Source organism: Micromonospora aridisoli (assembly GCF_056150025.1).
In genome coordinates, this window is record NZ_JAXCFK010000019.1 from 1 (window position 1) to 12,715 (window position 12,715).

Sequence of the window (12,715 nt, forward strand, 5' to 3'; positions counted from 1 at the left end):
AACCCCAAACCAACCAGAAAAACTGGCCAGCCCGAGAAACAAACTTGGCACTGGCTTATCAAGCACCCTGTTGAGTTCTCAAAGAACAACCACACACCACCAGACAACCCACCACAGCAGGCCACCATCCGGGGCACCACACCCGACCAAACCGCACCGGGCACTTTTACTACGTTACCTCACCCTCTGCGGCGAGTCAAACTGGGTTGTCCCGGTCTGTCACGCTTCAGGCGGTTCGGCGTCCGCGATCGAGCGCAGCGGCTTCCCGCTTGACTCGATCATCGGATTTGGCAGGCCAGCCGCTGCGGTTACCCGTTAGCGCGCCTGGGGCCCTGCCGGTCGTCAACCATACCCGGTCGGTTCCGCTCCACCAAATCCGCCCCTCGGCGGTTCGATCGAGCCCCACCCGGCCGCGTCCACAGAGGAGCGATCCTCGCGAACCCGGTGCCAACTCGGACCTGACCCCTAGGACTTTCGCCCTGTTTGCCCGTTCCTCGCTGGCAGAGAGAAAGTTACGCGTCCACCGAGTTGATCGTCAAATCCGCGCGATGCGGTCCCGGTCACACTCTGCTCCCAGGCTTCGCACCGACACCTCGGAGGTCCTCCAAACCAGCACCGGGCCTGCACCGTCCTTGGGCATCGGCTCAGCGCGTACCGCGGCGGGACGCCCGCCATCCGCGAAGGCCCAGCATGCCCACGGCCGTGCCGATGGCCAGCGACGCCGCGATGAGGAGGGCGTGTATCCAGAGGAAGTTGGTCGCCGGCCAGGCTCCGACAACACCGCTTGACCACGACCTGGGGTCATTCCAGATGGCCACCGCGAACCTCGGCCAGATCACCCAGGTCCAGATCCCGACCCCGGTGAGGAAGACCGCCCAGCCGCGTGACAACACCATGGTCGGCGAGTATGCCAGCGGCCGGACGGGGACGCCGACATTAGTGTCCGATCGGTACGGTGGGCGCATGACCCCGCTGCTGAGCCGCACCAACGCGGAGGCGCATCTCTACATGGACCTGCACCCGTGCGCCTGCGGGGAGGCCCGTTTCCCCCGGGACAGCGCGGTCGTGGCGCTCGATGACGGTGATCTGGCCAGCCGGTACACGGGCGCCTGCCCGGAGTGCGGCCAGCCTCGGGAGTTCGTCTTTCGATTGCCGCCCCTGGCTGCCACGGCCGGCGGCGGGTTCCGCTACGGGGGTGACGAACCGTCACAGCTGCTCGACCCGGGAGAGTGGCTGCTGGTGTCCGACGCGTACGCCGGTCAGGTCCCGGCGGAACCCGCGAGCGGCGAGGCCGGGCAGCGGGCGCGGGCCGCGCTGACCCGGGCCGTGGCCGCACTCGATGAGGTCGTCAAGTTCATCCCGTCGGGCGGCGACAGCGTCCCCGCGGACGCCTTCACCACCGACCGGGGCCGGCAGCTGCACCAGCGCGAGCCCGGACGGTTCCGGCGGGATCGACTCACCGCCGTTCGTGACGCGTACGCGGGGATGCTCCCGCGGCTTGGCTGAAGCGCCTCACTCTCCGGCTACCTCGGCCCGTCCTCGTAATTGCGAGGGTCGGTGAAGGTTCCCGGCGGCACCATCTGGGCTGGCGGTAGGTGGTCCAGCTCCACCGGGGTCAGCCGGCCGAGGAGGTACCCCATCGATCGCGCCACCCCTTGCAGCTTCCGTTCCCGGGCGGCCGACGCGGGTGGGCCGGGCGGCCCGACCAGATCCATCTCGTGCACGAAGTAGATACCCCCGTCACTCGACTGCGTCGAGATGACCAGAAGGCCACCCGAAGGGCGGGCGATCACCAGCCAGTTCGGCGACAGCCAGGGATCCCGGTGTACGCGTTGGGCGTGCACCAGGTCGAACGGCGGATACTCCGGATGCACCCCGAGCAACGGACACTCCGGCAACAGACCGAACGGCACGCCGGGGATGTGATGCTCCACCTCCGGCTGCGCCCCGTTGGTCCGGCGCAGCCAGTCCCGGTAGCTCGGCGGCAGCCGCACCCCCAGCGCAGCTTCCAGCGACTGGAGCTGCGCCTCATCGAGTTCCCCGTACGGGCGCAGCCGGGCCGGCTTCCAGAGCCGACCGGTGGGCGGATCCAGCACCTCGTTCTCGTCCACCCGGCGGACGGTGACCTTCCACTCGTCCGCACTGGCCATGTCCAGGTCCGCGAAGCGCCAGGTCTCTTCGCCAACCGGAAACGTCTCGCCGAGAGTCACCTCATGGTGCGAGGAGTCCTGGCTCCGAATCGGCATGACGATGATCTCGGCACGCACCGGCGGCCCGACATCCACCCAGCGCACCCCGAACCCGGCCGGCCCGACAGGCGCCGTCGCGTTGTTCCGGACGACGGCCACATGAGTGAACGAGCGCAACTGCCCTCCCGGCTCTTTGGTCACCACGATCAGTTGGTCAGCAACTCGCCCAGCGCCGGCCCGGCGGGCGGGCTCATGGTTGCCCGTTCTCGTAGTTTCGGGGGTCCGTGAACGTGCCGGGCGGGTGGATCTGCGCCGGAGGCAGGTGGTCCAGCTCCATCGGGGTCAACCGGCCGATGAACTCGGGCATCGACCAGGCCACCGCCCTGAGCTTCCGTTCCCGGGCGGCCGTCGCGGCCGGGCCAGCCGGGCCGACCAGGTCGAAATCATGCACGAAGTAGACGCTCTCGTTGCCCAACTCCGCCGAGACGACCAGCAACCCACTAACCGCCTTCGCGATGACCAGCCAGGCCGGTGACAGCCAGCGGTCCCGGTGTCGACGCTGGGCGTGCACCAGGTCGAACGGGGGATATTCAGGGTGGACGCCGAACAGCGGACCCGGCGGAAGCAGCGCGATCGGCATCCCGGGAATGTGGTGCGGCACCTCGGGCTGCGCCCCGTTGTTACGTCCCAGCCAGATGCGGTAGCCCCGCGGCAACTGGGCCCCGAGCGCGGCCTCCAAGGACTGGAGCTGGTTCTCGTCCAGTTGGCCGTAGGGCCGCAGCCGAGCGTGTTTCCACAGCCGGCCGGTCGGCGACTCCATCACCTCGTCCTCGTCCACCCGGCGGACGGTGACCTTCCAGTCGTGAGCGCTGGACATGTCCAGATCCGCGAAGCGCCAGGTTTCCTCGCCCACCGGAAAGGTCTCGCCGAGCGTGACCTCGTGGGCGAAGCTCTCGTCGCGCTGGAATGGCATGACGATGATCTCGGCACGCACCGGCGGCCCGACATCCACCCAGCGCACCCCGAACCGCGCCGGCCCGACAGGCGTCGTCGTGTTATTTCGGACGGAGGCCACATGAGTAAACGAGCGCACCAGTTCTCTCCCGGCTCCCTCAGGCACGATCAGGTGTCCAGCATGTCGTACAGCACCGGCTCGGCGGGAAGCGCGAAACCGAGCACGTCGCGGGCGATCCGTTCGGCCTCCGCACGATCCACCGGTGCCGGCGTCGCTTGCCCCGGCACCAGGCCGCTGGCAGTCCAGTGCAGCGCGCGTCCCGGGCCGCCGACCTCGGACACCATCAGGCCAGCCACGCTACCGTCCCCGGCGAGCAACGCGAAGTAGCTGATCGCGTACCGTTCGTCATCGAGGTGAGTGCGACCAAGAGTGCGCGGTGGTGACACGGGCTTAGCCAACGAGACGGGCTGATCGATCAGCGGGGAGCCCGGGCTCGGAACGGCCAGCGGCGGGTTGACGATTTCCTCGGCGGACGATCGGGGCGACGGCACGGACGGCTGGACGTTCGCTGCGGGGCCACCGGCCGCCGAAGGGGACGGCGGACCGCCAGGCGGTGACTGCTCCAGGTGCGCGCACCAGTGCTGCATCAGGTCAAGAAATGCACGCACCGGCATCGGTGGTGGGTGCTTCCGGTTCCAGGGGTTACGTAGCTGCACCTGGCCGTCCCGCACCGCGAGGATCTCGTAGACGTGTTTTTCTTCAAGTCCGTAGGGCAAGGTGGTACGCCCGGGATAGCTGTCCATCGGCCACGTCGCGATGGTGATCGGGCTGCCGGCCGCGAGCAGGGCCGCCAGTTGACGCTCGACCGCCGCCTCTCGCCCCGGCGTGCCATCGAGGAGCGTCTGCCGGGCCGGCAGGCCGGTGAGCTGGGTGAGCAGCTCGGCCTGCATCAGAGTGGTACTGCCCACGTTGAGCCGCCCGTAGCCCATCGGAGCGGCACGGTGCGGGTCGTCCTTGCTCTCCCACCCCCGCCACTCGCGCTGCCACTGCTCGTGCCGCTCCTTGGTCCAGGTTCGATCCACCGCAGCGAGCGCCTTCTCCAACACCGCCACCCACCCGACGCCGACTTCTGACTGGTCGGCGTACGCGGCCCAGGAACTGCCGGCATGAACTGGGACGTCGGGTCGCACATTGATTCGGATGCGCCGCCCGGTCGCCGCCGACTCGTCTCCGCGCAACACGCTCTCATGCAGCAGGACATCCACGGTGCCGTCCGGTTTCGGCTCGAACAGCTGGGGGATGCTCTGCGGTCGATGTCCGGCGAGGGCCGCCATCGTGGCCAGCATCCCGCAGTCGCCCAGTACGCCCTGCTGCACCTGATTCTGTCCGGGCGGGCCGTCGAAGAGCGGTGCCGGCTGGCCCGTTGCGGGGAGCAGGGGGCGACCGTACTCGATCGGATAATCGGGGTCTGGGTCGGGCAGGGTCACCCGGTCGGCCATCACGGCGACCTCGCCCGCCGTCACCGTCGGGGTGACCTCGGCCTCGGCGGCCGGGTCGGGTGGCATCATCGCCTGCAGCGCCTCGGTCAGCGCCGTCGGCACCAGTCCCATCCGCCGTGCGTCGGACAGGTAGTGGAAGCTGTGCGTGGCGAGCACGGCCACGGCGGCAGGATTCGACCCGTACTCGACGTTGAACGCGGCGTAAGTCCGCGTCCGGTCCTCGTCCAGCAACGCCTTCCGGCCGGCCGGGGTGTTCAGGTCGTACGCGGGCGCCGACCTCTCGAGAGTGAACTCGGGGGCGCCGTCGAGGGTGTAGGGGCGCAGGTCGAAGCGGCCGGTCAGGTCGACGTACACACCCTCGGTGGCGAGTCGGTCGGCGAGTCGTGGGTCGACCTGACGGACCTGGTCCAGCAGGTTCGGCGGCAGACCGATGACCTGCCCGGCCAGGGCGGGCATTCGGGGCAGGGAGGACTGGCTACGCTCCCCGTGAACGGCCAGCTCACGCAGCTTCGCGGCCAGCTCGGCGGCGGGCGGCGGTTGGAAGTCGGGAGCGAGCCGGGCGCGATAGTCGATCGCACGGAACCGCTCGACCGCCGTCTGGTCGGGTTTGAAGGCCAGGGCATCCGCCACCGCCTCCGGTGTGATCACCGGCAGGCTCAGCTGCATCACGTGGGTCCACACGTCAGTGGGCAGGACCGCGAGGCGGGCGGCTGCGTCGGGCGTACCCCAGCGGAGGCCCAGCCGGTCGACCAGGGTGTCGATCTCGGCTCGCAGGGCGAGCCGGGCGGCGGTGTCGGCCTGCGCGTACCAGGCGGCCATCAGGCGCAGCTCGGCCACCCTGCCCCGGTCCCGGACCGACAGGCCGCCCGGATCGATCGGTGCCTCGGCGGCGCCCTGGTCGAAGAGCCCGGCCCTGGCCTCGTTGTTCTCGTGCCGGGCCAGCAGCTCCGCGGTCTCGTGCGCCACCGCGCGGTCGACCGCCATGTCTCCGGCGCGGTCGGAGACGGTGAGGGTGAAGGTGCCGTCCAGGTTGCGGATGGTCTGCGCCACGACGCCGTCGGCCAACGGGGCGGCGGTGACCCGGACTCGCAGTGGCTCCGTACCGGTCGCGCGCAGCTCGAAGGCCTCGGGCCCGACCGCCACGACCTGTTCCGCTCCGATCTGCTCCGCCAGGGTCGGTAGCACCGTTCGGGCCCGGTCCACCACGGCCGGCATGTCGGCGGCCGGTCGACCCTGACCGTGGAACGCCGAGCCGGGCAGCGCCGTCACGGTGCTACGCGCCAACTCGACGTGGGCGTACCAGGGGCTCATCAGGTCGAGGAAGGCGCGCAGCGGCATCGGCGACGGATGGCTCGAATTCCACGGGTTGCGCAGCTGCACCTCGCCGTTCGCCACCGAAACGATCTCGTACGCGTGCCCCGCGACCAGCCCGTACGGCGGCTTGCCGCCCGGTTGGGCCGCGTAGGCGGCGGCCGGCCGGGTGCCGGTGATCAGCGGGCTGCCGGCGGCCAGCAGGGCCGCCAGCCGCGCCTCGGCGTCGGCCTCCCGACCCGGTGTCGGGTCGAGTTCACTGACGCCGGTCGGCAGGCCGGTGAGCTGGCTGAGCAACTCCGCCTGCACCAGGCGGCTGCTGCCGTTGTCCAGTCGGGCGTAGCCGAGCGGAGCCGCCTGGGCGGCGTCCACGCCCGGTCGGGCGGTCCATTGCTGCTGCCACTGGTCGTGCCGTTGCTGCGTCCAGGTACGGTCGATCGCCGCGATCGCCTTCTCCAGCAGCGACGCCCAGGACGCGCCGACCGTGGACTGGTCGGCGTACGCGCTGTGGCCGTTCGAGTTCGGGTGCAACGGCACGTCGGGGAAGACGGTCACCCGCAGCTGACGGCCGGTCGGCGTGATCGTGCGGCCGGGTCCACTTGTTTCGTGCAGCACCACGTCGACCGAGCCGTCCGGATTCGGGTGGAACATCCGCGCGACGGTGTCCGGCAGGTGACCGGCGACCGAACCGATCACGGCGATCATGCCGCAGTCGCCGAGCGCGCCCTGCTGCACGTCCTCCCGCTTCGGTGGCCCGTCGAACAGTGGCGGCGGCTGCCCGGTGCGAGCGTCCAACGCCGGCCCGTAGACCGGACCAGGCTGGCTGGCCGACTCCGGCGGCAGGGTCACCCGGTCGGCCGCGACCCGGATCTCTGCGGACGACTCCTGGGTCGCGGAGTTCTCCACGGTGGCGGCGGTGGTCGTGGGCGCCGGAGTGATGCTGCGCAGGGCCTCGGTCAGGACGTCCGGCACCAGGCCCATCCACCTGGCGGTTCCCTGGTAGTGGAAGTCGTGTCCGGCGAGCAGGGCCGCCGCCTGGTCACCACGGAGGCTGCGCAGCGCGGCCCGAGCGCGCTGCCGGTCCTCGTGCAGTTGGGCGCGCCGCCCGGCCTCGCCGGTCAGGTCGAACGCCGGGCGCGCGGCGCCGAGATCGACGGCGGGCACGCCCGGCACCATGTACGGGCGCAGGTCGTAACGGCCGGTGAGGTCGACGTAGATGCCCTCGGTGGTGAGCCGGTCGGCGAGTTGCGGATCCACCGCCCGGATCCGGTTGAGCTGGGCCTGCGGGATGCCGACGATCTGCCCGGCGAAGGCGGGCATCCGCGGCATACCAGACTGCGCGTGTTCGGCCTCGGTCGCCAGTTCCCGCAGCCGGGTGTCCAGGTCAGCCTGCTGGGGCACCTGGAAGTCCGGCGCCAGCCGGGCCCGGTAGTCGATCATCCTGATCCGCTCGACCTCGGTGAGGGTGGCGGCACCCGCCAGCACCGTGGAGACCGTTTCGGGCGTGATCGAAGGGACACTGAGCTGCATCAGGTGCGCCAGCACGTCGCGTGGGATGAGTGCCCACCGCGACCGGACGTCCGGGTCGCCGACGCGTAGGCCGAGGTGACCGGCGAGGGCGTCGATCTCGGCGCGTACGGCCGGTCGGGCGGCCGGGTCGACGTCGGCGTACGTGGCGGCGAGTAGCCGGATCTCCGCCATCCGCCCTCGATCGTGGGCGGTCAGTCCGGCCGGATCGATCGGGCCCTGGACATTGCCCGGGTCCAACGGGCCGACCAGCGCCCGACCGGACTCGTGCAGCGCCACCAGTTCGGCGACCTCGTGCGCGAGCGCCCGCGCCACCACCTGGTCGGCGGCCCGGTCGGAAACGGTGACGGTGAAGGCGCCGTCCGGGTCACGGCTCGACCGGGCCACCAGACCGTCGCCCAACGGGCCACTGGTGAGCCGTACGGTCAGCGGGTGCTGCCCGGCCGAGCGGATCTCGAACAGATCCGGTCCGACCGCGACCACCGCGTCCACCTGGGCGTACGGGGCGATCTGCGGCAGCGCGGACCGGGCCAGATCCAGCACCGCCGCCGGGTCGGCGACCGGTCGGCCCAGACCGTGGAAGGTGGAGCCCGGAACCGCACCGGCAGTAATCGAGTCACCCGCGGCATCGGCCCGGTCGGGGCCGAGGCCCTCGCCGCCACCCACAACCTGCCCGCGCTGCGTTACGTCTGACGGCGAGTCCAGCGGTGCGGAACCGCCGCCGTCCGGCGAAGGCGCGGCCGGAGTGCCCTCGGACCGGGTCAGACCGTCGGATCCACCTCGGGCCACACCTGGCGACCCTTGATCCTGCCCTCGCGTCGCGCCTGCGCGTACTCCTCCATCACCCGACGCGGTGGCAGGCTGGTGTGCGCTGTGATCACTCCCGACCGGTCGATGATGTAGCTCCCCTGGCCCACGTGCATCCCCGAGGCCCGCTCCTGCTCCGAGAGTCTCTCCCGGGCCAGCCAGCCGAACTCGAACTCCCGAAGCACTATCGGATTCCGGGTCCGCAGCAGCCGGCTGATCAATGTCAGCGCCTCGTCCTCGGTCAACTCGCCCCTCTCCGTCAGGCACCATCATCGCCCAGAGGGCGTGGGTTTCCCGCACATCGGCGGCCGGCATCTCCGTCGACGTCGTCCCGGTCTGCGGATCCCACCACACCGGGGCGTCGGCGCCTGCCGGAAAGACGATCACGAAGGCGTGTGAGCCGTCGACCTCGGGTTGGCCGGCCTCGTCGAGGACCACGTTCCCGGCCGGGTCGAGGAGCAGCCAGTCCGCCACCACCAGCGCGGAGGCTCCCGGGCCGGCCTCCGCCACCTGCCGGTAGAGGTCCGCGTACTGGGCGGCCACCGCGTCGGTACGGGCGGACAGGTCCGTCGGCAGATTGCCGGTACCGCCGAGCCACTGCCCGCCGATCCAGGCTTCGGCGCGCTCCAGCCCACCCCGCTCACCGGAGACGCGGTCGATCGAGCCGTCCTCGAATCGGTCCGCCCAGCGCGGCACGGACACCTGCGGGTCGCCGTGGAAGCTGGCCAGTGCCGCCAGCGACGAGTCGAGGCAGTTGTTGGCGCGACCGGGCTGCTCCGGTCCGCCGTCGTTCACCAGCAGTCCGTACGGGTGAGTCGACGGATCCGCGAAGACCGCGTACCCCTGCGGGGTGGCGAGGCTCGCCGCGAGATCGTCCTGGAAGCGTGGGTCCTCCAGCGGTGCCAGCTCACCCGGGCCGAACCGTCGGCTCTCCGGCAACGACGGGCCAGCGGCGGCGGTGATCGAGCCGTCCGTCGATACGCTGCCGTCATGGCCACGCCCGCCGACCTCTACGCCGCCATCCTCGCCGACCCCGACGACCTCGACCTGCGAAGGCGCTACGCCGACGCCATCGAAACCGCCGACCCCGAACACGCCGCGCTGATCCGCCTCGACCTCGCCGGAATCCGCAATACCCGAGAGATCATGCTGCTGCACCGGCGGATCCACCCGCGCCTCGCCGATCCCGTCGCCCACCTGCTCGTCGACTGGCGGATCCGCAATGGCCTGATCGAGTCGGTCACCATGGCCGCCCGCACCTTCATCGACCACGGCGACGAGATCTGGGCCCACCACCCCGTCCGCCACCTGGTCCTGGTCGAAGCCGCCGGACTCATGCCGGACGTCGCCCAGGTCACCTGTCTCAACCGGCTGGTCGCCCTCGACCTGCGCGGAAACCCGATCGGCGACGACGGGCTCGCCACGCTGGTCGGCTCCCCGCACCTGGGCCGGTTGCGCTGGCTGGGCCTGGCCCGTTGCGGCATCAGTGCGGCCGGAGCCGAGGCCCTGGCCGCCTCCCGCAACCTGCCCGCCCTGCGCTACGTCGACCTGCGACGCAACCCCGTCGAGGTCACTGCCCGGGGCCACGGACAGGACATCGACGGGAAGCCCATGTCGGTCGAGATGCCCCCGCTCGGGCAGGAACTGATCGCCCGGTACGGAGCCCTGCCCTGGCTCGACGTCCAATGGGGATGGCACTGGCTCGGTGTCGGCTGGGAGGAGGTCTGAGGACGGCTCGGACCGGGATTGAGGGGACGTCGAGGTCGGATCGGCACCGGCGGTGACCGGGCCGTCCGTCGATACGCTGCCGTCATGGCCACGTCCGCCGACCTCTACGCCGCCATCCTCGTCGACCCCGACGACCTCGACCTGCGGCGACGCTACGCCGACGCCGTCGAAGCCTCCGACCCCGAGCACGCCGAGCTGATCCGCCTCGACCTCGCCGGCGGGAGTACCCCACGACGTCTGCTGCTCCGGCAAAGAGTCGGGCCACGGCTCGCCCGGCCGGTCGCGCATCTGGTCGACGGCTGGCGGCTGCGGCGCGGCTTCGTCGAGTCGGTCACCATGCGCGCCGGCGCCTTCCTCGACCACGGGATCGAGGTCTGGCGTACCGTTCCCGTCCGTCACCTGGTGCTGACCGATGTCGCCGGACACACCGCCGACATCGCCGCCTTGCCCCTGCTGGGGACGCTGGTCGGACTGGACCTGGGCGGAAATCCCATCGGCGACGCCGGTGTGCGGCACCTCGCCGGTTCCGGTTGCCTGGGCCGGCTGCGCTGGCTCGGCCTGTCCCGTTGCGACATCGGTGCCGAGGGGGTCGAGGCGCTGGCGGCCAGCCGCAACCTCCCCCGGCTGCGCTACGTCCAGTTGGACCGCAACCGGGCCGAGATCCTGCCGTACGGCATCGGCCAGGACATCGACGGCAGGCCGACCTGGGTCGAGGTGCCCGCTCTCGGGCAGCGTCTCCTCGACCGGTACGGACCGCTGCCCTGGCTCGACGTCCGCTGGGCCTGGGAGGGTCCCCCGAGATACGACGACGTCTGAGGCGTCCGGGCCGGCCGGGGGACCGGGCAGGGTCGGGCCGTCGCTCGTGGCTGCCGGCGGTCCCGGTCGGTTGGCCTCGGCGATCCGCTGAGCATGGAACCGGATGCTGGGTGCGATGCCCCGGGAATCGGCCGGTAGGGCCGCCGCCTGGCGGCGGATCGCCCCCTCCACCGTCTCGTCGACCCTGCTGATGACCGGGCCGGCCACGCTCGCCGCCCCGAGAACGCGCAGCTGACCACTGTCGTCTCGCAGTCCCAGCACGTCGGCGGGTCCTACCGGTTCGGTGGCCAGCCCTTCGATGGGGGCGAGGTCCATGTCGGGCAGCAGGTCGGCGACACCGCCGGGGAACTCGGCTGCCTGGCCGATCGAGAGCACCACCCGGTCGTACGTCTGTCGGCTGCCGTCGGTGAACTCCACCTGGAAGCCACCGTCGACGGTGTGCCGGAGGCTGACGATCTCCCGCAACGAACGGTCGACCTGGCTCTGCACCGTGTCGGCGTAGGCACCCACATCGGGCAGCGTGTTCCGCCGGTTGTAGCCACCCCCGAAGCTGTGCCGCAGGCGTGCCTCCGCGTCCTGGACGGGATCACCGGTGAGCTGGTCGGGCGGCGGATCCATCGCGCGGGCCGACCAGTCGACGCTCGCGGCGGCCGAGGCCACGGCCTGCTCGATGTCCCACGCACCGGACGCGCCCGCACCGAAGACGAGCACCCGGTCCCCGGGACGGTAGGCGTCGGCGAGGTTCTGCCCGCCGAAGTCGACCGGCGGCGCGGACGGCCGGGGATCACGGAAGGAACCGTCCGGAGCGAAGCCCAACCGGGCCCCGACCTCGGCCGGCACGGCACCAACGTCCACGGGCGTGCCGTCGGGGTCGGAAACCTGGCCGGTCGTGACGTCCACGGTGTACCCGGAGGTCGGATCGACCACCAGCGGATCGGTGGGCCGCCCGCTCAGATCCGCGAGCAGCGGCAGGTCCGACCGGTTCGTGCCCGGTCCACCCAGGACCGCTCGTACGGCCGGCGGCAGGGTCTCCGGTGCGATCGGGTTGCCGTCCGGGTCATGGAACGCCGCCGCGCTGGCGGATCGTTCGACGCGGTAGCCGGTGGTCGGGTCGACGTAGCTGCCGGTGGCGTTGGCCGGGACACTCGGTACCCGGGACGGCCCCGGCCCACTGGCGATGTCGACGGAGGTGGTGTAGAAGGCCCGGCCGTTGACGGTCACTCGGAAGTTGGCGCCGTCGGGCCAGCCCGTGGCGTCGGCCGGTCGGGGCGTGATCGAGGTCGCGGTGCCCTGGTAGGTCGGCATGCCGGAGAGCGCACGCGCCGCGCCCACCGCGTCGGCGAACACGTCGGAGGGGGTGAACTGGGTGCCCTCCTCGGCCAGGTCACCCGGCTGGAACGGCAGGCCGGGGATCTCCAGTTCCGACGGGACCTGTCCCATCAGCAGCGCCTGGCGTTCCGCCCACGGGTCGTGTCCCTGCGAGATGCAGAGCACCGGCGGCAGGCCGTGGCCGGCGTCGGCGGAAGCCCCCATGGTGACGAAGTCGGCGGTCGCGGCCCAGCCACCACCGATGACGAGTCGGTCGAAGACGTGGTCGGGTGCCACGCCCAGGGTCGCGTCCACCCGGGTGGTCAGCGCGAGGTCGGCCTGGTCGCGCAGTTCGGTGGCCTGCTGTGCCCAGGCCCGAGCCTCGGCCCGGACCGCCGACTGGGCCGCTCGGATGTCCGCCACGAGCTGCCGCCCGTCGCTCTGCGCGAGCCCGATCAGGCTGTCGATCTCGGCGGCGATCGGACCCAGGTGGTGGCGGATCAGGTCGAGGCGGGCGCGGGCCGCCTCCGGCCCGACGACCGGCGTGTTGCTGCCGAGCCCGTGCACGAGGTGCG

At 71.3% G+C, this 12,715-nt stretch carries 6 protein-coding genes; 2 read left to right on the forward strand and 4 right to left on the reverse strand.

What is annotated here, in order from left to right; translation table 11 throughout:
* Positions 1-644: 644 nt before the first annotated feature.
* Positions 645-896, reverse strand: coding sequence for an SCO4848 family membrane protein (locus SM447_RS27260; protein ID WP_474575739.1), 252 nt, complete (start codon positions 894-896; stop codon positions 645-647).
* Positions 897-963: 67 nt separating this feature from the next.
* On the opposite strand from SM447_RS27260, the gene SM447_RS27265 reads away from it, so the two are divergent.
* Positions 964-1,506: a hypothetical protein gene (locus SM447_RS27265; RefSeq protein WP_474575740.1), complete on the forward strand. Its 543-nt coding sequence runs from the start codon at positions 964-966 to the stop codon at positions 1,504-1,506.
* 17 nt (positions 1,507-1,523) lie between these two features.
* Here the strand turns inward: SM447_RS27265 and SM447_RS27270 are convergent, their stop codons facing one another.
* Genes SM447_RS27270 through SM447_RS27280 form a run of 3 tightly spaced genes read right to left on the reverse strand, consistent with a single transcriptional unit; the run spans position 1,524 to position 9,731 of the window.
* Complete coding sequence (locus SM447_RS27270; RefSeq protein WP_474575741.1) at positions 1,524-2,393, reverse strand: DUF6406 domain-containing protein; 870 nt, start codon at positions 2,391-2,393, stop codon at positions 1,524-1,526.
* A gap of 46 nt (positions 2,394-2,439) precedes the next feature.
* The gene (locus SM447_RS27275) at positions 2,440-3,309 is read right to left on the reverse strand and encodes a DUF6406 domain-containing protein (protein WP_474575742.1); all 870 of its coding nucleotides are present in this window, start codon (positions 3,307-3,309) and stop codon (positions 2,440-2,442) included.
* Between the two features lie 2 nt (positions 3,310-3,311).
* On the reverse strand, positions 3,312-9,731 hold the full coding sequence (locus SM447_RS27280; RefSeq protein WP_474575782.1) for a toxin glutamine deamidase domain-containing protein: 6,420 nt from the start codon (positions 9,729-9,731) through the stop codon (positions 3,312-3,314).
* On the opposite strand from SM447_RS27280, the gene SM447_RS27285 reads away from it, so the two are divergent.
* On the forward strand, positions 9,624-10,016 hold the full coding sequence (locus tag SM447_RS27285; RefSeq protein WP_474575783.1) for a hypothetical protein: 393 nt from the start codon (positions 9,624-9,626) through the stop codon (positions 10,014-10,016). The two genes, SM447_RS27280 and SM447_RS27285, sit on opposite strands and share 108 nt — an antisense overlap.
* Positions 10,017-12,715: the final 2,699 nt, after the last annotated feature.